Genomic DNA, 23,872 nt, shown 5'->3' with positions numbered 1-23,872 from the left:
ATGCGGCAGGATGGAGGCATGCAGCCTTCGGACTTCTCCATGCAGAGCGCGGTCGACCTCGGAGCTCGCAAGGCGGCCTTGGATCGCGAGGCCAAGCGGCAGGCCGAGGCGTCGTCCGGCAACGTAAATCCCTATGCCATCGACATCAACGAGGAGAACTTCCAGCAGGAGCTCCTTGAGCGTTCGATGAACGCGCCCGTCGTCCTGGCGGTGCTCCAGACACGTTCCGAGCAGTCGGACCAGGTCGAGAAGGCCCTCGACCGCCTGGCGATCGAGGCCGGCGGCCGGTGGGCGGTCGGCAAGGTCGACGTGCAGGCCAGCCCGCAGATCGCCCAGGCCATGCGGGTGCAGGCGGTGCCCACGGTCGCCATGGTGATCGGCGGCCAGGTCGTGCCCGGCCCCGGCGGTCCGGCCACCTACGACCAGTTGCGCGAGTGGCTCGTCCAGATCTTCGACGGCCTGCGCCAGCAGGGCGTCCTGCCCGAGGACTACGAAGGCCTGGGCGAACCCCAGGAGGGCGGCGAAGAGCAGGAAGGGGCCGGGCCCGCCGGCGAGCAGACCGCCGCCGACGTTGAGGCGCAGGAAGCCCTCCAGCGCGGCGATTTCGAGGCCGCCGAGGCCGTCTACGCCAAGGCGGTCGAGGCCGACCCCAAGGACGAGGAGGCCAAGCTCAAGCTGGCCCACATCCGCCTGGTCGGCCGCGTCCGCTCGCTCGACGCCAACGCCCGCCGCCAGGCCGCGGCCGACAACCCCGAGGACGTGCAGGCGCAGATCGACGTCGCCGACATCGACCTCTACGGCGGCAAGATCGAGGACGCCTTCGACCGCCTGGTCTCCACGGTGCGCCGTACCAGCGGCGACGACCGCGACACCGCGCGCCGGCACCTCCTGTCGCTGTTCGAGGTCCTGCCGCCCGGCGACCCGCGGGTCGCCAAGGCCCGGCGCGCGCTCACCTCCGCCCTGTTCTAGACCGGGGCCGGCAGCCGGTCCGGTCCGGCGGGCGCCGGGCCGGAACAGAGCCGTACAGGCTGCGCCGCCGCTCGCCCGCCCGGAGCCGCGGCTCCGGGCGCAGCGGCGGGTCCGGCCCCGCCGAACCACCGGCCGTGCGTTGCACACGGACCGTGCGTTCGGCGGGGCCGGCCGACCCCCGCGGCGGGCGCCGCCGCCAAGAGCTTCGGCGGTCCAGGTGGCCGGGCGCCCCGCGCCGGGTACCACCGGGGCACGGGTGCCGGATACCGCCGGCACCGGGGCCGATCCGGGCGGTGAGAACGATGACGTACGTGGTGACGATATCGGCGCCCTTCGGGGCCGGCGGCAGTGTTGTCGGTCCGGCCCTTGCCGAGCGGCTCGGTGTCGCCTTCGTCGACCGCGCGATCCCCGCGGCCGTCGCCCGCGGCATCGGGTGCTCTCTGCAGGACGTGCTCGAACACGACGACCGCGCACCCAGCGGGTTCCAGCGCCTGCTCGCCGGCGCGGCCAGACTGCCCGCGGTCACGCCCGGCAGCATCGACATGACCTACGTCCGCGCCACCGAAGGCAGCGGGCAGCTGCTGTTCGACCAGGAGTTCGTGGACCGCACGGAGCAGGTCATCCGCGAAGTCGCCGAGGCCGGGGGAGTGGTCCTGGGGCGCGCGGGCGCCTGTGTGCTCGCCGACGACCCCCGTGCGCTGCACGTCCGGCTCGACGGCCCGCCCGAGCGCAGGCTCGCCCAGGCGGCCGGGCTGCGCGAGCAGGCCGCCGGTTCCGACGCGGCCGACACCGCCGAGGACGCGGCCGATACAGGTGCCGCCGGCGGGGCGTGGCATCCGCCTACAACGCGCGACCTGCGCGGCAACGACCGCGCCCGCACGGCCTATGTGCGCCGCTTCTACCGGGTGGATCCGGCATCGCCCTCGCTGTACCACGTGGTGCTGGACTCCACCGCCTTCGCGCTGGAGACCTGCGCCGACCTGCTGGAGCGGCTGGCCCGCGAACGCGCCCGGTAGGTGTGCTTTTCGAACGGGCCCGGCGGCGGCCGGGTCCGGCGCCGGGGCGCCCACCGGGCCACCTGGTCCCTGCCGCAACCCCGGCCGCCCGGTCCGGGCCCATCCACTCGGCCGGACCCGGCGGATGGGCCCGCTCGCGGCGCGCGCCGGATACGCCATACGATGCCCGTGTCCGTTTTCTCACGGCCGAACCGCACCGAGAGATCATTGGTGATGGCACTATGAGGGGTGCGCCCCGGTGCGTCGCCCGGTCGGCCGCCCGCCGCTGCGCCTCGGGGCCGGCGCCTGCCGGCCATCCGGCCATCCGGCGCCAGCCATGACCGCGGCCCTGCCTCCGCCGTGCTTCCCCCGCCGCAGCGGCAGGCCAAGGCGGCCTCCGCGGCAGGTCCGCGGTTCGACAGGAGCATGAGGAGCATTTCGTGGCCACCCTTCCCAGCGTTTCCTACTCGATCACGATTCGTCTGGAACTCGACGGACACGGCAGCGCGGTGGGTAGCCTCACCAATGCCGTCGAGCACGTGGGTGGCGTCATCACCGCCCTCGACGTCGCCTCTGCGGGCCACGAGCGCATCCGCATCGACGTCACCTGCGCTGCGCGCGACACCGACCACGCCCAGGCCATCGTCGACGCCCTCGGCGCGATAGAGGGCGTCATCGTGCACAAGGTCAGCGACCGCACCTTCCTGCTGCACCTCGGCGGCAAGATCGAGATGAAGTCGAAGGTGCCGCTGCGCAACCGCGACGAGCTGTCCATGGCCTACACGCCGGGGGTCGCGCGGGTCTCCCAGGCCATCGCGGCCAACCCCGACGACGCGCGGCGGCTGACCATCAAGCGCAACAGCGTCGCGGTGGTCACCGACGGTTCGGCCGTGCTGGGGCTGGGCAACATCGGACCGCAGGCGGCCATGCCGGTGATGGAGGGCAAGGCGGCGCTGTTCAAACGCTTCGCCGACATCGACGCCTGGCCCATCGCCCTGGACACCCAGGACGTCGACGAGATTGTGCGCACCGTGCAGCTCATGGCGCCCGGATTCGGCGGCATCAACCTGGAGGACATCTCCGCTCCCCGCTGCTTCGAGGTCGAGGAACGGCTGCGCGACCTGCTGGATATCCCGGTTTTCCACGACGACCAGCACGGTACGGCGATCGTGGTGCTGGCGGCGCTGCGCAACGCGCTGCGGGTGGTGGGCAAGGACCTCAGCGAGGTCCGCATCGCGATGTCCGGTGCCGGCGCGGCCGGTACCGCGATCCTCAAACTGCTCATGCACGCCGGAGCCAAGCACATCGTCGTCTGCGACATCCACGGTGCCCTGCACACCGGCCGCGGCGACCTCGATCCCACGCTGGCCTGGATCGCCGAGAACACCAACCCCGAGGGCTACTCCGGCGACCTGCCGGGCGCGGTGAACGGCGCCGACGTGTTCATCGGTGTCTCGGCCCCCAACGTGCTCGACGGCGCCGACATCGCCGAGATGAACGACGACTCAATCATCTTCGCGCTGGCCAACCCCGACCCCGAGGTCGACCCCGAGGTCTCGCACCTGCACGCGTCCGTGGTGGCCACCGGACGCAGCGACTACCCGAACCAGATCAACAACGTGCTGGTGTTCCCAGGGGTGTTCCGCGGCCTGCTGGATGCCCAGAGCGACCACGTCGACTCCGACATGATGGTGGCCGCCGCCAAGGCGCTGGCCGACGTTGTCACCGACGACGAACTCGGTCCGCACTACATCATCCCCAGCGTCTTCCAGCCCGACCTGTCCCAGCAGGTGTCCACCGCCGTCCGCGACGCGGCGCTGCGCGAGCAGGCGCGGCGCACCGGGCGCGCAGCGGGCGCCGGCGTCTCCCACCCGGGCGAGTGAGCGCCGGGCCGGATGTGCGCCGGGCCCCCGTTTTGGACGCGGTCCGTGTCCGGCCGCACTGGATTCCGGGCGGCGATGCGGGTAAACGTGGAGCATGGAAGAGCCGACTCTGACCGGGAGCCTCCTGGTGGCGACCCCCCTTCTGGAGGATCCCAACTTCCGGCGGGCGGTCGTGTTCGTGGTCGACGACGACCCTGACGAGGGCACACTCGGTGTGATCGTCAACCGCCCTCTCGAACTGGCCGTGGGCGAGGTGCTGGTCGACTGGAGCGGTTTCGCCACCGAGCCCGCGGTGATGTTCTCCGGCGGTCCGGTGGGCACCGGGGCGGGGTTGGCGCTGGGCATGCCCGGCGGCGACCACTCCCCGCTGGGTTGGCGCCCGCTGGAGGGCGCACCGCACGAGGGGTCGCGGGTCGACGGCCTCGGCGTGGTCGACCTCGATACCCCGCCGGAGATCCTCGGCGGCGCGCTCGGCCGGCTCCGGGTTTTCGCCGGGTACGCGGGGTGGGGTGCGGGCCAGCTCACCGGCGAGATCAGCGAGGGCGCGTGGTATGTGGTTCCGGCGGTGGCCGACGACGTGTTCTCCGCCGCCCCCGACTCGCTGTGGCCGCGTGTGCTGCGGCGCCAGGGCGGGGATCTCGCCTTGGTATCGACCTTTCCCGACGACCCGACACTGAACTGAGTGCGGGCTCCGCCGGATACCGTGGAACGAGCAAGGAGGAGGTGTGAGGGCCCATGGCAATGGACGTTGTCAACAGCAAGGTGCTTCCGGACAGTGAGACTGAGCCGGACATTTCGCACGACGATGGCGATCGGGAACGGTTCGCGCATTACGTGCAGAAGGACAAGATCACCGAGAGCGCCATCACCGGCAGCCCGGTGATCGCCCTGTGCGGCAAGGTGTGGGTGCCCAACCGCGACCCGAAGAAGTTCCCGGTATGCCCGGAGTGCAAGGAGATCTACGCGGAGATGATGAAGTAGCGCGGTTCGCGGGCCGATCGGCCTTGCGATCCAGGGGCCGCGGGGCCGCACCGCCTTGGCCGGCCGCGACGCAGCGCGCTGCCCTGCGCCCCTCCTCACGTCCCGGCTCCGATCGGGCGGTGCGGCAATGCGCGCGGCCCTTTCGCCGCTGCGCGAATCCGGTACGGGAAACACGGGAAACAGGTGCGGATTCCCGCTGCCGTGTTCGCAATGCCTGATGTGTGCGGGCTCCCGGCGCGGTACCCTCCACTGTGAACCAATCGCCGTATTCGGCCCAACGGGGAGAAACGCGTTCGCGCGTGCCGAATGCGCCGCCGAGGTCACCCGACTCCAACACCCGCCCCACCGCCCCCGAAGGATCGCGGCACGCCACCCGCACGCCGTGTGCGGGCCGGCCGGTGCGGCGGCAACCAACGGTAGGTCACATGGTCTCCACTAGTGAGCGGCAGTCGCGCCACGCCGGGCGACGGAGCCAAGCCCGCGGGCGCCGCAGGAAACCCCCGCAGCGCCGCAGTGATGGCAATGGCAGCGGCGGCGGCCTCGCCCGCGGAATCGTGCGGGGATTCGGCGAACTGCTGTTCACCGCCGGGATCCTGATGCTGTTTTTCGCCGCCTACGAGGTCTACGGCAAGCAGTTCCAGACCGACCAGCAACAGCAGCAGCTCTCGCAGGGCCTTGAGGACAGTTGGGCCCAGCAGTCCGAGCAGCAGGACCGCGGTCCCGACTCCGGCGCGATGCCCGGCGCGGCCAACAGCCGCCTCTACATCCCCGAGCTGGATCTGAAGTGGGTGGTCGTCAACGGCGTCTCCCAGGAGGACATCCGCTACAGCCCCGGGCACTACGGCGACGACGACGTCTCGGGCGGCGACGCCGCGGCAGCCGGCGAGCAGGGCAACTACTCCGTGGCCGGGCACCGCACGCCCGGCATCTTCTGGGACCTGAACCTGGTCGAGAACGGCGACGAGATCGTGGTCGAGGACGCCGAGAACTTCTACACCTACAAGGTCATCGACGAGCGCACCGTCACGCCCGACCACGTCGAGGTGGTCGACCCCGACCCGTTCAACGCCGAGAACAACGACGACCCCCAGCGTTCGCTGCTGACCCTGACCACCTGCGCGCCCAAGCTGAACAACACCCACCGGCTGATCGTGCACGCCGAGCTGACCGATACCCGGCCCAAGGACGAGGGCATGCCGGAGAACATCGCCGACATGGCCCCGGAGACCCAGGACGAGGGGGCGTGACCCGCTGATGTACGGCCTGATCTGGAGCATCCTTCCGGGCCCGTGGCCGGTGAAACTGCTGCTGGCGCTGGTGCTGGTGGCCGGAGCCGCGGCGGGGCTGTGGTTCTACGTCTTCCCGGCGATCGACCCCTACATGCCTTTCAACGACGGGGCCGTCGAGACCACGGGCGGCTGACCACGGGCGGCGCAGCGGGCCGCTGCCGGCCCCGACGTGACGAACGCACCCCACGCCGCGCCGCCTGCGCGCCAACCGGGGCCGATACGCTCATTCCCGTGAGCATCAGGGGAACAGCAGCATGACGCTTGTCGACACCGATACCGAAGACCGGCTCAGCGGTCTGCGGCAGTGGCAGCGCGAAGCGTTCGAGGAGTACTTCCGCAGGCAGCCGCGCGACTTCCTGGCGGTCGCCACGCCGGGCGCGGGCAAGACCACGTTCGCGCTGACCCTCGCCGCCGAACTGCTGGCCCGCCACACCATCCGGTCGATCACGATCGTCTGCCCCACCGAGCACCTGAAGAAGCAGTGGGCCGAGGCCGCGGGCGTGTTCGGCATCGCGATCGACCCGGACTTCAAGAACGGCCAGGGCGCTCTGGGCAAGCAGTACATCGGCGCCGCCATCACCTATGCGCAGGTCGCGGCACACCCCATGCTGCACCGCAACCGCACCGAGGCCCGCCGCACGCTGGTGATCTTCGACGAGGTCCACCACGCAGGCGACGCGCTCTCCTGGGGCGAGGCGGTGCGCGAGTCGTTCGAGCCGGCGGCGCGGCGGCTGTCGCTGACCGGCACGCCCTTCCGCTCCGACGTCAACCCGATCCCGTTCGTCGACTACGTCCAGGACCACAACGGTGTGCGGCGCTGCGCGTGGGACTACAGCTACGGTTATGCGCCCGCGCTGGCCGACGGGGTCGTGCGGCCGGTCATGTTCATGGCCTACTCCGGGGAGATGCGCTGGCGCACCAAGGCCGGCGACGAACTCGCCGCGCGGCTGGGCGAACCGCTGACCCAGGACGCACTGGCCCAGGCGTGGCGGGCCGCTCTGGACCCCAAGGGCGACTGGATCAAGCGGGTGCTGGCCGCCGCCGATCGAAGACTCACCGAGGTCCGCCACAGCCACCCCGACGCCGGCGGCCTGGTCGTGGCCACCGACCACGAGAACGCGCGCGCCTACGCCCGCATCCTGCGCCAGATCACCGGGCGCGGCGCCACAGTGGTGTTGTCCGACGACCCCACCGCGAGCAAGAAGATCAAGCGGTTCGCCGAGTCCGACGACCGGTGGATGGTCGCGGTGCGTATGGTCTCGGAGGGGGTCGACGTACCGCGGCTGATGGTCGGGGTCTATGCCACCTCGACCAGTACGGCGCTGTTCTTCGCCCAGGTCGTCGGCCGCTTCGTGCGGGTGCGCCGGCGCGGCGAGATGGCATCGGTGTTCCTGCCTTCAGTACCCACGCTGCTGGAGTACGCCGGCGAGATGGAGCGCGAGCGCGACCACGCGCTGGACCGCCCGCTGAACGAGGACGGCCTCGACCCCGAGCAGGACATGGTCGACGAGGCCCGCAAAAAGCGCGATACGCCCGACGCCGGCGAGGAGCTCCCCTTCGAGACGATGGAGGCCTCAGCCGAGTTCGATCGGGCGCTCTACGACGGCTCGGAGTTCGGCGGCGGCACGCCGGACTCACCGGAGGAAGAGGACTTTTTGGGCTTGCCCGGGCTGCTGGAGCCCGAGCAGGTCAACCAGTTGCTGCGCAAACGCAAAGCCGACCAGCAGGCCAACGAGCGCAAGGCCCCGCGCCAGGAGGACTCCGGTCCGCCCGCCCACGAGGTCATGGCCGAGCTGCGCAAGGAGCTGAACAGCCTGGTGGGCGCGTGGCACCACCGCACGGGCCAGCCGCACGGCATGATCCACACCGAGCTGCGCAAGGTCTGCGGCGGCCCGCCGATCGCCCAGGCGAGCGCCGACCAGGTGCGGGCGCGCATCGCCAAGATCCGCACCTGGGCGACCGGTGGCAAGTAGCGGTAGCGGCGGGGCCGGTGCGCCGGCCGGCGGCGGCCGGGGCCGGGCCTGCCGCGTATGGTCTTCGGCCGCGACCGGGCGGGGTTGCGCAACGTGGGCGCAAGGACCGGCAAACACTTCGCAAGGCGGGCATGCCGCCTACGATGCGGCGCCATCAACTAACTACTGTCCGTGTGCATGAAACACGGTGCAAAGACCCTGAGGACCACGAAGGACGGCAAACCGGGCGCGGGGGTGCGGCTGCTCGGCGTACTGCTGGCCGGGGCGGGTGCGGTCGCGGCCGCGGGTGCGGTGGCCGCCGCACCCGCCGCCGCTGCACAGGCCACCGCCCACCGCGCGGCCGACTGCCCGCCCGGCGACTCCGCGGCGGCGGATGGCGCTCCCCGCCGCGACGCGCACGACCACCTCACCGCCGAGGAGGCCGCCGCCTACGAACGCCAGTTGCGCGAGGCGCTGCGGGAACAGGAGGGGTCGCGGCAGGGGCCGTCGCAGGCGGAGCAGGCCCGGGCCGCGACGGTGCCCGTCGTGGTGCACAACGTGCACGCCCAGGACGGCACGGGCAAAGTTTCCGACAACACCGTGGACGAGCAGATGGCGGTGCTGAACAAGGCGTTCAGCGGCGGCTTCGCCGGCGCCGACACGGGATTCGGCTTCCGCCTGGAGGACGTCACCCGCACTGCCAACGACACGTGGTTCAACGACTACGGCGCGCACGAGAACGAGATGAAGAGCAACCTGCGCCAGGGCGGTGCCGACACGCTCAACCTCTACGTCACCAACATGGGCGAGGGTTACCTCGGCCAGGCCACCTTCCCGGCCGACTACTCCTCCGATCCCGAGATCGACGGGGTGGTCGTCGACTACCGCACGCTGCCCGGCGGCAGCCAGGAGGGCTACAACCAGGGCGATACCGCCGTCCACGAGACAGGGCACTGGCTCGGCCTATTCCACACCTTCCAGAACGGCTGCAAAGAGCCGGGCGACTACGTCGACGACACCCCCTACGAAGGCGAGCAGGCGTCCGGCTGTCCCGAGGGCCGCGACACCTGCCCCGACCGCGCCGGTGACGACCCGGTGCACAACTTCATGGACTACAGCGACGACGCCTGCCTGAACCACTTCACCGAGGGGCAGGCCACGCGCATGGACGAAAACTGGACGGCCTTCCGCGCCGGCAAGTCCCAGGCGGCGCCGGCGGCTTGATGATCATGCTGAAATGACCGTCTCAGCGTTGATTTTTGGGGATTTCCGCAGGGTCGGTGTGCCGCGCAGGTACCGGAATGCGGGCGGTCCCGATCGATCAGGGCTTATCGAACAGGGCTTAGTCCAGGCCCGTGGAGCCGGTAGGGGATGCGGAGCAGCTGTGCCGCCGCCCCTGCCGGTGTCGGTTGAAACCCAGTGGGGCGGCCCGCGTTGGCGATGCGGCCTTTGCGGTCTGGGAGAGTAGCGGCAGTCGGGCGCCTTCTCCGGCTGCCGGCGGCCGATACCGGTCATGGCGCGAGGCGGCTGCCCGCCGCCGGGTATGCCATCGCCGTACCGGCTGGTATGGCGACGTGCGCCGGCCGCCCCCTACCCGCTAGTACCACGGATCACCATGACAGTCCCACTTCCCCCCTTCTCGCCGGGCGACACTTCCCCGCAGCCCGAGGAGACTCCGCTCCCCGCGGGATTCGCTCCGCTGCGGGACGACGATCCCACGGCCGTCGGTCCGTTCCAGTTGGTGGGCCGCATCGGCGCGGGCGGCATGGGAGCCGTCTATGGCGCGCTGGACGGGCGCGGATACCACACCGCGGTCAAGGTCATCCACCCCGGCAACGCCCTGGACCCCGCCTACCGGGCCCGCTTCGCCCGCGAGGCCGACCTACTCAGCCGGGTCGACGCGGAGTGTGCCCCCGCTTTCGTGGGCGCCAACACCACCGGCCCGCAGCCGTGGCTGGCCACGGAGTTCGTCCACGGCGACACACTGCGCCACCACACCTCTGAATACGGCCCGCTCAGCGGAGCGGCGCTTACCGCTTTCGCAGCCGGGACGGCCGAGGCGCTGGCGGCCGTGCACGCCGCCGGGATCGTCCATCGCGACATCAAGCCCGCAAACATCATCGTGGGCCCGCACGGCCCCCGCGTGCTGGACTTCGGCATTGCGAGGGACGTCGCCGATGCGACACCCGAAGAGGGCGTCTACGGCACCCCGGGCTGGATCGCTCCCGAGCGCCTGAGCGGTGAGACCGCTACGACCGCGGCCGACATGTTCGCCTGGGGTGCCCTGGTCGCTTACGCCGCCGCCGGCCGCAACCCCTTCGGTGCCGGCGAGGCCGCCGCGCTGCTGCGTCGCACCCGCGAGGGCCGGGCCGACGTTGACGGAGTCCCCGACGAACTGCTGCCGCTGGTGGAGCGCGCGCTGGCCGTCGACCCCGGCGAACGGCCCACGGCCGCCGAGGCGTTGGAAGGCGTCCTGGCGACGGTGGCTGCCGAGCCCGACGCCACCCGCCCCGATTCCCGGACGCGGCTGCGCACTCTGCTGGGTGACACCTGGCGCGGGTTCGCCGCGAGCGGCCGAGGTGCCGGATCGTGGACCGCGGCGGCCGCCATGCTGTCGACGGCGGGTTCGGGTGCCGGCGCGGGCTCCGCCCCGGCCGGAGGAGCGGCAGCGGCTGGCGCGGGAGCCGCAGGCACTGCCGGCGCAGGCACCGTCCTCGGGATGAGCAAGGGCGTGACCGCTGTCGTCGCCGGAATCACCGCCACCGCCGTGGTTGCCGGGGGTTGGGCCGTCGGCCGGCTGCTCACCGACCAGCCCGTCGTACCCGTCGCTCAGGAAGATCCGTCACCGTCCTGGGAACCGTCCTCGGAACCGGCCCGGACCTCCGAGCCGCCGCCCGCTCCCGAGCAATCGCCCACCCCGTCCGACTACCCGCAGTCGGTGGGGTTCCGCTCCATGGAGATCGGCTTCCCCGCCGACTGGAACGTGCAGCGCATCCAGGAGAACTTCGGCGCCGCAGGAGAAAGCGGCAGACCGGGGGAATGGGTGGCGGCCTTCCCCGGCGGCGGCTCCTGCGACACCGAAGTGACCTGGACCACCGTCAGTGCCGCGGGCTGCGAGCACGTCAAGATCCTGGGGCCCGAGGGGATCGAGCTGGGCGGCCCCGGTTACGCGCCCATCGACCCGCAGACCTACTACGTCCCCAGTTCGCAACTGCCGCTTTGTCCGGATGGAGCCGCACTCCAGCCCTACGACCAAAGCGCGGCGGAGCAGCCGAACGAGCCCGAGCTGGCCCCCATCGGCAGTCTGGACGCCTACTACAACGAGTACGCGGTGCCATGCTCGGAGGGGAGCGGGCGTCCCGAGTCCAGTTATCTCCAGCGCCTGTGGCTGCTGCCGGACTCCGGCATCCTCGTGGTCGACAACATCGGGTTGCCGGAGCTGAACGAGATTCTGGCGCAGGCGGAGACGGGTGGTTAGTCCGCCGCCCATCGGGCTCGCCGGCCCGGTGTGCCCGCGGCGCGGCGGCGGTCGCCGTGCCGTCCGCCGATAAACTCGGCGGCATGGCAGCGACCAAGACCTACCTCACCGGCATCCAGACCACGGGCATGCCCCACATCGGCAACTACTACGGCGCGATCCGGCCCGCGCTGGCGGCGGCCGAGTCCAATGACAGCCTGTACTTCCTCGCCGACTTCCACTCGCTGAACTCGGTCAGGGACCCGGAGAGGCTCCGCGAGGACATCCGGTCGGTCGCCGCCACCTGGCTCGCGTGCGGGCTCGATCCCGAGCGCACCATCGTCTACCGCCAGTCCAGTGTTCCCGAGGTCTTCGAGCTCACCGCCATCCTGGCCAACGTCACCGCCAAAGGGCTGATGAACCGGGCGCACGCCTACAAGGCCGCGCGCGACCGCAACGAGGCCGCGGGCAGCACCGACCTGGACGCCGGGATCAACATGGGGCTGTTCAACTACCCCATCCTGATGGCGGCCGACATCCTGGTGATGGAGGCCGATATCGTCCCGGTCGGCCGCGACCAGGCCCAGCACATCGAGTACACCGCCGACATCGCCCGCGCGTTCAACAACGTCTACGGCGCCAACTACAGCTTCCCCATCCCCGAGGGCGCCTACCCGGAGGGCGAAGGCAGCATCCTGCCCGGTACCGACGGCCGCAAGATGAGCAAGTCCTACGACAACCACATCCCGCTGTTCATGCCGGAGAACAAGCTGAAGAAGCTGGTCCGCCGGATCCCCACCGACTCCACCCCGGTCGAGGACCCCAAGGACCCCGACACCTCGGTCCCCTTCCAGCTGCTCGCCCGCTTCGCCGACCCCGAGCACACCGACGGCGTCCGCAAGCGCCTGGAAGCCGGCGGCATGGGCTGGGGCGAGCTCAAGAACGAGCTGTTCGAGGTGCTCAACGCCGCGTTCGGGGACATGCGGGAGCGCTACGACGAACTCATGGCGCCCGGCAGCGAACTCGACACCATCATGGAGGCCGGAGCCCAACGTGCCCGCGCCCGCGCCGGCGCAACCCTGGCCAAGGTCCGCGCCGCGGTCGGTATCGACTGACCCGCGGCGCCCGGCACAACGCCGTCGCTTCGCACAACGCCGTTCGTGCGGAACCGCCCGGAACAGTCGCCTGCTCGGGCCGTTTCCGCACGGTAGTCACTCCTGGGCAGGTGAGCGTGCATGACCACTGGACCAAACCGGACACCCCGTTCCGGCGGGCCGGGGCGGCCGCCTGCGGCAGCGGGGGTGCGAATGGTGTCGGCGGCGCTGCGCGGCCTTGCCCCGCACACGTTCTTTCTGGAACGCGAGGTCGCCGGGCTGGCCGAAATCGTCCGGCCGGGCGACGTCTGCCTCGACATCGGTGCCGAGTTCGGCCTCTACACGTTCACGCTCGCCGGCCTCACCGGTGCCGGCGGGCGGGTCTACGCGGTCGAGCCGCTGCCCGGGCCCGCCGCCTTCCTGCGCTCGGCTGCGCGCACGCTCAACGCCGGCAACGTGCGCGTCCTGCAGCGCGCGGTCGGCGCCGGTGACGGCGCGGGCACGTTGAGTGTGCCGCTGCGCCGCGGCCTTCCGGTGCACGGCCGCGCCTTCCTGACCACCGGTGCGCAGGGTGTCGGCCCCAACGCCGAGTTCGCCGGCGAGCGCAGTGTCGCCGCGCGGACCACCGCGCTGGACTCCCTCACCGGCGAACTCGGACTCGGCCGGGTCGACTTCGTCAAGGCCGATGTCGAGGGCGCCGAGCTCGCGGTCCTCGACGGCGCGCAGCGGACCCTGCGCACCCACCGGCCGGCGCTGCTGCTGGAGATCGAGGACCGGCACCTGGCCAAGTACGGGGCGCGCGCCGGCGACCTTGCCGAGCGGCTCGCCGGGCTGGGTTACCGGATGCGCGTGTGGGTGGGGCGGGCTTGGCGCCCGGCCGACCGGGTGCGCGAGGGGCACCGCAACTACCTGTTCACGGCCGACCGGCCGAGCTAGTTGCGGGGTGCTCGTGCGCCATTGCTGATCATGCAGAAATGCCGGTCTCAGTTGTGATATCTGGGCATTTCCGCAGGGTCGGTGCGCCGCCCGCCCCCGCCGGAGCTTAAGCCGCCACGACCGGCTCGCCCTCCAGCTCCACCCCGTTCTCGGCCAGCCGCGCCAGGGCCGCGTCGGTACTCGTCCGCGAGACTCCCGCCGTCAGTCCGAGCAGCACCCGGGTGGCGAACCCGGCCGCCGCCGCGTCCAGGGCGGTCGCCCGCACGCAGTGGTCGGTGGCGATCCCCACGACGTCCACGGCTGTGGCACCCCGATCGCGCAGCCACTGCTCCAGGCGCGTCCCGCCGTCGTCCTCGCCTTCGAAGCCGCTGTAGCCCGAGCTGTACTGGCCCTTGCGGAAGACGGCGTCGATGTGGCCGGTCGACAGCCGCGGATGGAAGTCGGCGCCGGGCGTGCCCGCGACGCAGTGCCGCGGCCAGCTGTCGACGAAATCGGGGTTGTCGGAGAAGTGCGCGCCGGGGTCGATGTGGTGGTCGCGGGTTGCCGCGATCCCGGCGTACTCCCCGCGGTGCTCGGCGACGTAGGCGGAGACGGCGCCGGCGACCCCGGCCCCGCCGTCCACGGCCAGGCTGCCGCCCTCGCAGAAGTCGTTCTGCACGTCGACGATGATCAATGCCCGCATTGCTGCTCTCCTTCCGCCGAGGCGCAGCGCGCGGCGCGGGTTCCGGCGCCGATCGCGTCCGGTGCCCGTCCGGCGCGCGCCGCACCCGGTTGTGATCGTGTTCCTGCCCGGGCAGGCCGGGATCAGACCTCTTCGCGGCCTTCGAATCGGGTGGGGATGACCGGCTCCGCGCGGTGCATCCGGCGGGCCGACTCCGGAAGCTCGGCGACGGCCGCCGCGTGGCGCTTGCGTGCCGCCTCCAGCGGCTCGCGGCCGATGATTTCGCCGCCGGCGACCAGCCGCCGCAGCAGCGGGCGCTGCAGCCGCTCCTCGCGGGGCGGGCGCTCGTGGACGAGTTCGGCGGTGGCGACACCCGAGTCGTCCAACTGCCGCGACCCCCACTTGCGGCCGCCCTTGCTGGGTTTGCCCACCGAACGTTTGGCGACCGGTTCGAGTTCGCCGTCGGAGTCCGGGGCGGCGCGGGCGACGAGCTTGTAGACCAGCGACGCGGTGGGTGCCCCCGACCCCGTCACCAGCGCGGTCCCGACCCCGTAGCCGTCGACCGGCGCGACGGCCAGCGCCTGGATGGCGTGCTCGTCCAGGTCGCCGGTGACGATGACCCGGGTTCCTGCGGCGCCCAGGTCGTTGAGCAGCTCGCGTACGCGGAAGGCCGTGCGGCTGAGGTCGCCGGAGTCGACCCGCACCCCGCCCAGGGTCGGCCCGCCCAGTTCGACGCCGGTCCGCACGGCAGCGTCGACGTCGAAGGTGTCGACCAGCAGGGTGGTGCCGGCGCCCAGGGCGCGCAGCTGCGCCTCGAACGCCTCGCGCTCGGTGCCGTGCACCAGTACGAACGAGTGCGCGCTGGTGCCCGCTGTGGGGATGCCGTAGCGCCGCCCCGCCTCCAGGTTGGAGGTGGAGGCGAAGCCGGTCAGGTAGGCGGCCCGGGCCGCCGCCACAGCCGACATCTCGTGGGTGCGGCGCGAGCCCATCTCGATGAGGGGCCGGGAGCCGGCCGCCAGGGACATGCGCGAGGCCGCCGAGGCGATGGCGCAGTCGTGGTTGTAGACCGACAGCGCAATGGTCTCCAGCAGCACCGCTTCGGCAAAGGTGCCCTCGACGACGAGGATCGGTGAGCCGGGGAAGTAGCAGTCGCCTTCGCCGTAGCCCCAGATGTCGCCGGAGAAACGGTAGTCGGCGAGCCATTTCAGCGTGGTGTCGTCCATGCCGCCGGCGTCGGCGAGGTAGTCCAGCGCCGCGGTATCGAAACGGAAACGTTCCAGGGCGTCCAGGAAGCGCCCGGTGCCGGCGACGACGCCGTAGCCGCGGTTTTCGGGCAGGCGGCGGGCGAACATCTCGAACACGGCCCGCCGGTCGGCCGCCCCGCTCTGCAGGGCGCCTTGCAGCATCGTCAACTCGTACCTGTCGGTGAGGAGCGCGCTGCTGGGATCATCGGTCATAGCGCACAACCCTAGTTTGTGTCTTCCGGTACCAAAATGGGTCGCCTGCTATGACACTGCCCACGAGAGCCGCTCCGCAACAGTGGCACCATGGAGTGAGCGGGCGGAAACCCGCGGCGGCGGCCGCACGTTGTCCCCGCAGAGGCGCCGCGGCGGCGCACCGCCCTCAGCGGGCGCCCTCCGCGGCGGCCGAATGCATCGCACGCAGGCCGGAAACGGCGGACGCAAGGTAGGTGAACCACCCTTGAGCACGGCACCGGTCGAGTTGGAGCGGCCGGAGACCGAGGAGCACGTGCGGCCCGACCTCCCATGGGTGACCATCGTCTGGAACGATCCGGTCAACCTGATGTCGTATGTGACCTATGTCTTCCAGACCGTCTTCGGCTACCCGAAAAGCAAGGCGCATTCGCTCATGCTCGACGTGCACCACAAGGGCCGCGCGGTAGTGTCCAGCGGCAGCAGGGAGGAAATGGAGCGCGACGTCTCCATCCTGCACGAGTACGGCCTGTGGGCCACGTTGCAGCAGGACAAATAGCCCTTACCCGGCGCGCCCGCCCCCGCGGTGCCGCCGCGGGGCGCCTGTCGCTGCGGGCGGGCGCCCGGGAGACCGAGAACACAACGGCAGGCGGAACGGCGGATTTTCCAGATGACACGAGGTTTCCGAGCCGTCGGCGGCGGAGTGGCGATCGACCTCTCCTCCGACGACGCCGAGATCCTGCGGGCCATGGCCGGGCTCGTACTGGAGCTCGTCGAGCCGCCCCCGGAAAAGGACGAGTTCGAGCGCATCCTCGGTATCGGCGACAGCACCGAGAAACCCGACGATCCGGTGCTGGCGCGGCTGTTCCCCGACGCATACAGCGGCGACCACGCCGACGCCTCCGGCGACTTCCGGCGTTTTACCGAGGACACCCTGCGGGAACACAAACGCGAGAACGCCCGGTCGCTGATGGACGCCCTGCCCGCCTCCGGCGGCGGGCGGATCGAACTCGACCGCGCCGGGGCGCACGCGTGGCTGAAATCGCTGAACGACGTCCGCTTGGCCCTGGGCACCCGGATGGGCATCGATCAGGAGGCCCACGACGCCTACCTGCGCGGCGAGGCCGCGGTGCCCGAGGCCGACGCCACCGCGATGCACCTCTACGACTGGCTCGGGGTGCTGCAGGAGAGCCTGGTGCAAGCGCTGTTCGAGGGGCACCGGCCGGGGGCGTGAACACCGGTCGCGGGCGGGCCGGATAAGTCATACCCAGTGAGTGGGTATGGAAATTTCCTCGGCTAGGCTGAGCCCCATGCTGAGGATCAACCGGGCGATCTACGACCGGATCGTCGCCCATGCGCGCCGCGACCACCCCGACGAGGCGTGCGGCGTCGTCGCCGGCCCCGAAGGCAGCGACCGGCCCGAGCGGTTCATTGAAATGGCCAACGCCGAACGCTCCCCGACCTTCTACCGCTTCGATTCCAAAGAGCAGCTCAAGGTCTGGCGGGGGATGGACGACCGCGACGAAGAGCCCGTGGTCATCTACCACTCCCACACCGCCACCGAGGCATACCCGTCGCGCACCGACATCTCCTACGCCTCCGAACCCAACGCCCACTACGTGCTGGTTTCCACGCGCGACTCCGACACCGAGGAGTTCCGCTCCTACCGCATCGTGGACGGAGTGGTGACCGAGGAGCCGGTCGAGATCACCGCCGACGAGGGCGAGCCCACCGCGTAGAACCGGCGGCCGGCACGGCGCGGCGCCACCGGGCCACCAGGCCGCAGGCGGGCGCGGAATCACCGGTCGGCGCCGCCTGTTGGAAACCAAAGGCGAGCAGGAGCGCGCGTGCGCGCGTGGCTCCACCCGCGGCCATGCGGCCGGCGACCGCACCCGCGCGGCGCACCACACAGACGCAGACGTCCACACGCTACGGAGAAACGCTCATGGCCATCGAGGTCCGCATCCCCACCATCCTGCGCAACCTGACCGGCGACGCAAAGGCCGTCGAGGGCGAAGGCGCCTCGCTCGGCGAGCTCATCACCGATCTCGACAAGCGCCACCCGGGCCTGCAGGAGCGCCTGGTCGAAAACGGCAAGCTGCGCCGGTTCATCAACATCTACCTCAACGACGAGGACGTCCGTTTCCTCGGCGGGCTGGAGTCGCCCGTGGCCGACGGCGACACCGTGACGATCCTGCCCGCGGTCGCGGGCGGTATGCGCTGACCGCCATGCGATTCGACTCCCTGCTGGACTCCCTGGGCCGCACCCCGCTGGTGGGCCTGCCCCGGCTGTCGCCTTCGCCCGGTGTGCGGCTGTGGGCGAAGCTGGAGGACCGCAACCCCACCGGTTCGATCAAGGACCGCACCGCGTTCTACATGATCGAGCAGGCCGAGAAAGAGGGGCGGCTTTCGCCGGGCTGCACCATTCTCGAACCCACCTCCGGCAACACGGGTATCTCCCTGGCCATGGTCGCCAAGCTGCGCGGCTACAGCATGGTCTGCGTGATGCCCGAGAACACCTCGGCCGAGCGGCGCCAGCTCCTGGAGATGTGGGGTGCCCGGATCCACTTCTCCCCGGCCGAGGGCGGGTCCAACGAGGCGGTGCGGGTCGCCAAGGGCATGGCCGCCGAGCACCCCGACTGGGTGATGCTCTACCAGTACGGCAATCCGGCCAATGCCCGTGCCCACTACGAGACCACCGGTCCCGAGCTGCTGGAGGACCTGCCCGAGATCACGCATTTCGTGGCCGGGCTGGGCACCACGGGCACGCTCATGGGTGCGGGCCGCTACCTGCGCGAACAGCGGCCCGGCATCAGCATCGTCGCGGCCGAACCCCGCTACGGCGAACTCGTCTACGGACTGCGCAACCTCGACGAAGGGTTCGTGCCCGAGCTTTACGACGAGTCGGTGCTCACCACGCGGTTCTCGGTGCCCTCCGATGCCGCGCTGAAACGCACCCGGCAGCTGCTGGAGAACGAGGGGATCTTCGCGGGGGTATCCACCGGCGGGGCGCTGCACGCGGCCATGGGCATGGCGGCCAAGGCGGCCAAGGCGGGCGACGAAGCCGACATCGCCTTCGTCATCGCCGATGCCGGATGGAAGTACCTGTCCACCGGTGCCTACGAGGGCACCCTGGAAGAGGCCGAGGAACGGCTCGACGGCCAACTCTGGGCCTGAGGCCCGCGGCCGCACCACCCGCGGCCGGCAGCACGCGGGCGGGCATCCGGTGACCCCACCGGGCGCCCGCCCGCAGGCGTTCACCCACTTGGCGGAGCCGGCATGGGTGCGGGCCGGCAGGGGCGGGTGTCCGGTACTGGAACGGCATTCGGTTCAATGGGTGCCATGACGAGATTCGACACCGCCACCGCGGTCGCCGCTGCAGGCGAAGGACACTACACCGCCGATCTCGACCCCGGATACCTCATCGGCAAGGCGATGAACGGCGGATACCTCATGGCCGTCATGCAGCGGGCCGCGCTGGAGGCCTCCCCGCACCCGCACGCAGTGTCATCGTCGTTCCACTTCATGCGCCCCGCCGCGGCCGGGCCCGCCGACGTCGAGGCCACCGTGCTCAAAGCCGGCCGCACCGTCGCCACCGTGCGCATCGCACTGCGCCAGGACGGCAAAGAGTGCGTCAGCGGAACCATCGCCACCGCCGCCCTCGACACCGGTGCCGTACCCGAATACGCGGCCGCCGCCCCCTCGGTGCCCCCGATCGCCGAATGCCGCACCTACGATCCCCGCGCCGATGTCGAAAACGCCCCCGAGTTCACCCGCCGCGTCTCCCAGTTCTACACCGACGAGTCCTGGCAGCGGCTCCTCGGCCGCATCGCCGACCCCGTCCCCGAACTCACCGGCCACGTGCAGATCAGCGAGCAGGACGGCGGTCCCGCCGCCGAGGACCCGGCCCTGTTCCTGCCGCTGGCCGTCGACGCCATGCCGCCCGTGGTCACCGTCTTCGGCACCTGGCGCTGGGCGCCCACGGTCGAGCTGACCTGGCACATGCGCGCCGTCCCCCAACCGGGCCCGCTGACCTTCCGGGTGCGCGCCGACGCCGTCAACGACGGCTGGTTCGACGAGACCGTGGATATGTGGGATGTGAAGGGAACGCTCGTGGCGCAGAGCCGCCAGCTGGCGCGGGGCGGGCGCTGACACGCGGCGCGAAATCCGACTCCACTGTCCTGACCTGGCAAAACGGAAGCGGTTGCCAGATGTGAAGCGTTCACATGTGACTCAACACGCGTGAGACTCGGGCCACATTTGGTACCGCCGGTGGAGTCATTGGGGTAGACCCGTAACACGGAGAACACGCAGCGGCCCACCTCGCGATACACCGGCTTCACGTGTGCGTCTCCGCGGAGGCACCCCAGCGAAAAGGCAATGCACCGTGCGACTCACCATCATCGGCTCTTCGGGCAGTTTTCCCGGCCCGGCCAGCCCCGCATCCTGTTACCTGGTCGAGGCCGACGGGTTCCGGCTCCTGCTGGATATGGGCAACGGGGCACTCGGCGTGTTGCAGCAGCACGTCGACATCTACGGCATCGACGCCGTCTACCTCAGCCACCTGCACGCCGACCACTGCTTCGACCTCTGCTCATACTGGGTCGCCCGCACCTATCCCGAAGGCGGTCCGAAACCCCCCATACCCGTTTACGGGCCGCCGGGGGTGGCCGACCGCATGGCCGCGGCCTACGGCCTGGAGCCCGACCCGGGCATGCGCGAGACCTTCGACTTCCGCGAGCTCGCGCCCGGCGAGACCGCCATCGGCCCGATGACCGCGCGCCTGGGCCGGGTCAACCACCCCGTTGACGCATTCGGCATCCGCCTGGAGCACCAGGGCAGCAGTCTCGCCTACAGCGGCGACACCGGTGCCTGCGACGAGCTGGTCGAACTCGCCGCCGGAACCGACCTCTTCCTGTGCGAGGCCTCTTTCCACGACCACCGCGACAACCCCAAGGACATGCACCTCACGGGCAGCGAAGCCGGCGAGCACGCCCAACGCGCCGGCGCGCAGCACCTGCTGCTCACCCACCTGGTGCCCTGGAACGACGACGACCGCACGCTCGGCGAGGCACGCAGCACCTACACGGGCCCGATCGACCTGGCCCGTTCCGGCGGGGTCTACGAGGTCGGCAGCGCGGCGGCGCTCAACCCGGTGTAGCCGACCCGTGCAACGAGGTGGGCCGACTGCTTCACGAGGGCGCCGGACGCTTGCGCGGCGGCGGCCGGTCCGGCGCCGCTGCGCAAGCGTCCGGCAAGTGCGTCAGCCCTTGTCGGCCTGGAGCGTCGGCGACGGATCGGCGGCGTCCGCTGGCGCCGGTGACCCGGTGGAGCCGCCGGTGCCGCCCTCGGTCAGCTCCTGCGCGGCCGCCGTGGCAGCTTCGAGCAGGTCGCCGGTCTCGACCCGGGGCGTATTGCCGGTCGTGGACACCAGCAGCCCCGGCAGGTGCAGGTTCACCCCGGAGAACATCTCGCCGGTGTCCCACTTGGCGACGCCGCCCATCTCGGCCACCGCCTCGGTGGTGAAGAAGGACGGGTCGCGCTGCGCCTGAACCGGTATGTGGCCGGGGTAGGAAACAAGGCTCTTCTCGGGGGCGAACGTCACCATCACGACCTCGCTGCCCTCTTCGGCGTCGAACCCCGCCCAGGAGCACTCCAGCCGCTTTTCCGTGCGGACCTCGGTGAACTCCGGATCGTCGAGTTGGGCGAGGACGCCGGACATGTGGTCTTCGATGCCCGTTGCGCCGCACGACGCAGGCAGCGGCGCCGGCTCGGTATCGGGGGAGGGAGCGCCCTCGGCGTTCGCCGCGCCGGTCTCGGCCGAGGGGCTGGCGACCGGCTTGCCGCCGACGTCGGCCCAGCCGGGTGCGGGCGCGGAGCGGCTGGCCGAGGGCGACTCGTCCGGGGACGCGCCGGGTGCCGAAGTACAGCCGGAGGCCGCCAGCGCGACGGCGGCGGTGGCGACCGCCCACCGTGTCCGGGACACGTATCTCGGAACGAATTTCATCGCGTGGTGACCCTCTACCTGCCGTCGGTACTCAGGACGCCCGCGATCGGGGACCGCGTCGGCGCCTCCCATGGTGTCACCTTCCGGACGCCTACCGGCGCACGGCGGCAGGACCGTAAGCCAAGGGATACTTCGGGCGCGCCGGCGCTCCATGTACGCCGCCGGGCGCGGTGAGTGGCGCGCCCGGATAGGCTTTCGCGCATGGCACGACCCGACGGACGCGCTCCGAACCAACTACGACCAGTGACCATCACCCGGAACTGGCTGCGGCACGCCGAAGGTTCCGCCCTCATCGAATTCGGCGACACCCGCGTGCTGTGCGCGGCGTCCGTTGAGGACGGCGTACCCCGCTGGCGGCGCGGCACCGGCGAGGGCTGGGTCACCGCGGAGTACGCGATGCTGCCCCGAGCCACCGACACCCGCGGCGCGCGGGAGTCGGTCAAGGGCAAGATCGGCGGCCGCACACATGAGATCTCCCGCCTCGTGGGGCGTTCACTGCGCGCCGTGATCGACTTCAAGGCGATGGGCGAGCACACCGTGACCCTGGACTGCGACGTGCTCCAGGCCGACGGCGGCACCCGCACCGCGGCCATCACCGGTGCTTACGTCGCCCTGGCCGACGCCTTCAAGTTCCTGCGCAAGAAGCGCAATCTGAAGAACAACCCGCTGAAGGGTTCGGTTTCGGCGATCAGTGTCGGGGTCATCCAGGACCAGCCGCGGCTGGACCTCAACTACCTGGAGGACTCGGTCGCCCAGACCGACATGAACGTGGTGGTCACCGGCGACGGCACCTTTGTCGAGGTGCAGGGCACCGCCGAAGGCGCTCCGTTCGACCGCGCCAAACTCGACAGCCTGCTCGACCTCGCCGTCACAGGCTGCGCCGAACTGACCGAAATGCAGAAGAAGGCCCTGGCCGGATGAGCGACCGCATCACCGTTGTGCTGGCCACCCGCAACGCCAAGAAGCTGCCCGAGATGCAGGCTATCCTCAGCGCGGCCGGGCTGCGCGCGGACGTGGTCGGGCTCGACGGCTATCCCGACGCCCCTGAGGTGGCCGAAACCGAGGCGTCCTTCACCGGCAACGCACTGCTGAAGGCCCGCGCGATAGCCCGCCACACGGGGCTGGCGGCCGTCGCCGACGACTCCGGGCTGCGCGTGGACGCCCTCAACGGGATGCCGGGGGTGCTCTCGGCCCGCTGGTCGGGTCGTTTCGGGACGCAGACCGGCGACAAGGACGCGGCCAACCTCGACCTCGTCCTCGACCAGCTGGCCGATACGCCCGAGGAGCGCCGGGGCGCCGAGTTCGCTGCGGCGGCGGCCCTGGTCGTCCCCCGCGATGCGGCACCCGCCGCCGGCGAGGAGATCGAGGAGGTCGCCGAAGGCGTGCTGCGTGGCAGGCTCATCAGCGAGCGCCGCGGCGGCAACGGTTTCGGGTACGACCCGGTCTTCGTGCCGGACGGCGAGACCCGCACCACAGCCGAGATGAGCGCGGCGGAGAAGAACGCCATCAGCCATCGCGGCATCGCCTTCCGCAGGATCGCGCAGCGGCTGGGCGAACTTTTCTGAACCGCGCCGCCGGCGGCACCCGGCGACCGCGAGCGGTCGAGGCCGCTGCGGCCTGCACGGGTGCCGCCGGGCTTGCGCACCGGGGTCGGCGGGAATGGGCGAGCGCCGCGGTGCGTTCGAGTAGGGGCGGCCGGCTCCGGTTTGCATACGCCTCGCGCGCGGGGTTAAAGTAAAGGGCTGAAGCGGACAACACCAAACGGCGGTGCTCCTGGCGCAAGCCAGAGCCCACCACCGTGCGAGGGTCCGCACTCCCTTGGAACTCCGTTCGCGGTCATCGCTGCGAGCGGGTAGGCTGGGCAGAGCAACGCAGCCGAGACCCGAACATCCTTCCGGATGGGCGTATCGGCAGGTCCGACACACGGACAACACGGCCCGCAGGGGCGTGCTCCCAGTACTTGTCAGCGGTCCGATCCGATGCAGTCGGCCATGTCGGCGGCAGTGAGCCGGACCCGGTCCGGATGTGCTCGCCGTATTCGGCAAGGGCGTCACGGAACGCGGAAAGTGCGTGTAGTGTGGCGGCAACGCAGTTTTTCAGATTGAACCGCAAATTCGCCGATTTGGCGGGGTGCGGGGAGCCTGATAAAGTGGAGACATAACAAAGAGCGGATGCCCGCCGCCTTCCAAACGGAAGGCGAACGGAAATCCGCCGG

General features: G+C 71.0%; 24 protein-coding genes. 21 read left to right on the top strand and 3 right to left on the bottom strand.

Annotation, left to right across the window (positions count from 1 at the left end; genetic code table 11):
- Positions 1-18 precede the first annotated feature (18 nt).
- The 12 genes from ACYVD5_RS08400 to ACYVD5_RS08345 all read left to right on the top strand — a co-directional run bounded on the left by ACYVD5_RS08400 (position 19) and on the right by ACYVD5_RS08345 (position 13,556).
- The gene (locus tag ACYVD5_RS08400; protein WP_461000374.1) at positions 19-969 is read left to right on the top strand and encodes a co-chaperone YbbN; all 951 of its coding nucleotides are present in this window, start codon (positions 19-21) and stop codon (positions 967-969) included.
- Positions 970-1,271: 302 nt separating this feature from the next.
- A complete protein-coding gene (locus ACYVD5_RS08395; protein WP_461000373.1) occupies positions 1,272-1,985 on the top strand; it encodes a cytidylate kinase-like family protein in 714 nt (237 codons plus the stop codon).
- A 419-nt stretch (positions 1,986-2,404) separates the two neighbouring features.
- Positions 2,405-3,847 (top strand): malic enzyme-like NAD(P)-binding protein, encoded by a 1,443-nt coding sequence (locus tag ACYVD5_RS08390; protein ID WP_461000372.1) that lies wholly within the window; start codon positions 2,405-2,407, stop codon positions 3,845-3,847.
- Between the two features lie 94 nt (positions 3,848-3,941).
- Positions 3,942-4,529: a YqgE/AlgH family protein gene (locus ACYVD5_RS08385; RefSeq protein ID WP_461000371.1), complete on the top strand. Its 588-nt coding sequence runs from the start codon at positions 3,942-3,944 to the stop codon at positions 4,527-4,529.
- A 53-nt stretch (positions 4,530-4,582) separates the two neighbouring features.
- On the top strand, positions 4,583-4,828 hold the full coding sequence (locus ACYVD5_RS08380; RefSeq protein ID WP_461000370.1) for a DUF3039 domain-containing protein: 246 nt from the start codon (positions 4,583-4,585) through the stop codon (positions 4,826-4,828).
- 425 nt (positions 4,829-5,253) lie between these two features.
- A complete protein-coding gene (locus tag ACYVD5_RS08375) occupies positions 5,254-6,075 on the top strand; it encodes a class E sortase (RefSeq protein WP_461000369.1) in 822 nt (273 codons plus the stop codon).
- Positions 6,076-6,082: 7 nt separating this feature from the next.
- Positions 6,083-6,250: a hypothetical protein gene (locus tag ACYVD5_RS08370; RefSeq protein WP_461000368.1), complete on the top strand. Its 168-nt coding sequence runs from the start codon at positions 6,083-6,085 to the stop codon at positions 6,248-6,250.
- Positions 6,251-6,371: 121 nt separating this feature from the next.
- Entirely contained in the window at positions 6,372-8,090 is a 1,719-nt protein-coding gene (locus ACYVD5_RS08365) for a DEAD/DEAH box helicase (protein ID WP_461000367.1), read from the top strand.
- Between the two features lie 177 nt (positions 8,091-8,267).
- On the top strand, positions 8,268-9,293 hold the full coding sequence (locus tag ACYVD5_RS08360; RefSeq protein ID WP_461000366.1) for a zinc metalloprotease: 1,026 nt from the start codon (positions 8,268-8,270) through the stop codon (positions 9,291-9,293).
- Positions 9,294-9,684: 391 nt separating this feature from the next.
- On the top strand, positions 9,685-11,547 hold the full coding sequence (locus ACYVD5_RS08355; RefSeq protein WP_461000365.1) for a serine/threonine-protein kinase: 1,863 nt from the start codon (positions 9,685-9,687) through the stop codon (positions 11,545-11,547).
- Between the two features lie 83 nt (positions 11,548-11,630).
- Positions 11,631-12,641 carry a tryptophan--tRNA ligase gene (locus ACYVD5_RS08350; protein ID WP_461000364.1) on the top strand — a complete coding sequence of 337 codons (1,011 nt, stop codon included), beginning with the start codon at positions 11,631-11,633 and terminating at the stop codon, positions 12,639-12,641.
- A 120-nt stretch (positions 12,642-12,761) separates the two neighbouring features.
- Entirely contained in the window at positions 12,762-13,556 is a 795-nt protein-coding gene (locus ACYVD5_RS08345) for an FkbM family methyltransferase (protein ID WP_461000363.1), read from the top strand.
- A gap of 106 nt (positions 13,557-13,662) precedes the next feature.
- On the opposite strand, the gene ACYVD5_RS08340 is transcribed toward ACYVD5_RS08345, so the two are convergent.
- Both ACYVD5_RS08340 and ACYVD5_RS08335 read right to left on the bottom strand, forming a co-directional pair.
- The gene (locus ACYVD5_RS08340) at positions 13,663-14,238 is read right to left on the bottom strand and encodes an isochorismatase family protein (protein WP_461000362.1); all 576 of its coding nucleotides are present in this window, start codon (positions 14,236-14,238) and stop codon (positions 13,663-13,665) included.
- Between the two features lie 122 nt (positions 14,239-14,360).
- A complete protein-coding gene (locus tag ACYVD5_RS08335) occupies positions 14,361-15,674 on the bottom strand; it encodes a nicotinate phosphoribosyltransferase (protein ID WP_461000361.1) in 1,314 nt (437 codons plus the stop codon).
- Between the two features lie 193 nt (positions 15,675-15,867).
- Between ACYVD5_RS08335 and clpS the strand changes: the two genes are divergently transcribed.
- The 7 genes from clpS (at position 15,868) to ACYVD5_RS08300 (ending at position 20,811) form a co-directional block, all read left to right on the top strand.
- The gene (gene clpS / locus ACYVD5_RS08330; RefSeq protein ID WP_461000360.1) at positions 15,868-16,209 is read left to right on the top strand and encodes an ATP-dependent Clp protease adapter ClpS; all 342 of its coding nucleotides are present in this window, start codon (positions 15,868-15,870) and stop codon (positions 16,207-16,209) included.
- Positions 16,210-16,320: 111 nt separating this feature from the next.
- Positions 16,321-16,884, top strand: a complete 564-nt coding sequence (locus tag ACYVD5_RS08325; protein ID WP_461000359.1) for a DUF2017 domain-containing protein — start codon at positions 16,321-16,323, stop codon at positions 16,882-16,884.
- 76 nt (positions 16,885-16,960) lie between these two features.
- Positions 16,961-17,389, top strand: coding sequence for a M67 family metallopeptidase (locus ACYVD5_RS08320; protein ID WP_461000358.1), 429 nt, complete (start codon positions 16,961-16,963; stop codon positions 17,387-17,389).
- A gap of 206 nt (positions 17,390-17,595) precedes the next feature.
- Positions 17,596-17,874, top strand: a complete 279-nt coding sequence (locus ACYVD5_RS08315) for a MoaD/ThiS family protein (RefSeq protein WP_461000357.1) — start codon at positions 17,596-17,598, stop codon at positions 17,872-17,874.
- Between the two features lie 5 nt (positions 17,875-17,879).
- On the top strand, positions 17,880-18,827 hold the full coding sequence (locus ACYVD5_RS08310) for a PLP-dependent cysteine synthase family protein (protein ID WP_461000356.1): 948 nt from the start codon (positions 17,880-17,882) through the stop codon (positions 18,825-18,827).
- Positions 18,828-18,992: 165 nt separating this feature from the next.
- A complete protein-coding gene (locus ACYVD5_RS08305; protein ID WP_461000355.1) occupies positions 18,993-19,802 on the top strand; it encodes a thioesterase family protein in 810 nt (269 codons plus the stop codon).
- Between the two features lie 235 nt (positions 19,803-20,037).
- The gene (locus ACYVD5_RS08300) at positions 20,038-20,811 is read left to right on the top strand and encodes an MBL fold metallo-hydrolase (RefSeq protein ID WP_461000354.1); all 774 of its coding nucleotides are present in this window, start codon (positions 20,038-20,040) and stop codon (positions 20,809-20,811) included.
- 102 nt (positions 20,812-20,913) lie between these two features.
- Here ACYVD5_RS08300 and ACYVD5_RS08295 read toward each other — a convergent pair whose 3' ends face one another.
- On the bottom strand, positions 20,914-21,636 hold the full coding sequence (locus ACYVD5_RS08295) for a hypothetical protein (RefSeq protein WP_461000353.1): 723 nt from the start codon (positions 21,634-21,636) through the stop codon (positions 20,914-20,916).
- 264 nt (positions 21,637-21,900) lie between these two features.
- On the opposite strand from ACYVD5_RS08295, the gene rph reads away from it, so the two are divergent.
- Positions 21,901-22,578, top strand: a complete 678-nt coding sequence (gene rph, locus ACYVD5_RS08290; protein WP_461000352.1) for a ribonuclease PH — start codon at positions 21,901-21,903, stop codon at positions 22,576-22,578.
- Positions 22,575-23,222, top strand: coding sequence for an RdgB/HAM1 family non-canonical purine NTP pyrophosphatase (rdgB, locus tag ACYVD5_RS08285; protein WP_461000351.1), 648 nt, complete (start codon positions 22,575-22,577; stop codon positions 23,220-23,222). The genes rph and rdgB overlap by 4 nt, the downstream gene beginning before the upstream one ends.
- Positions 23,223-23,872 lie beyond the last annotated feature (650 nt).

The organism is Streptomonospora sediminis (genome assembly GCF_054778995.1).
Note: the sequence above shows the minus strand (reverse complement) of the source record. Positions and strands in the feature narration are given on the sequence as shown.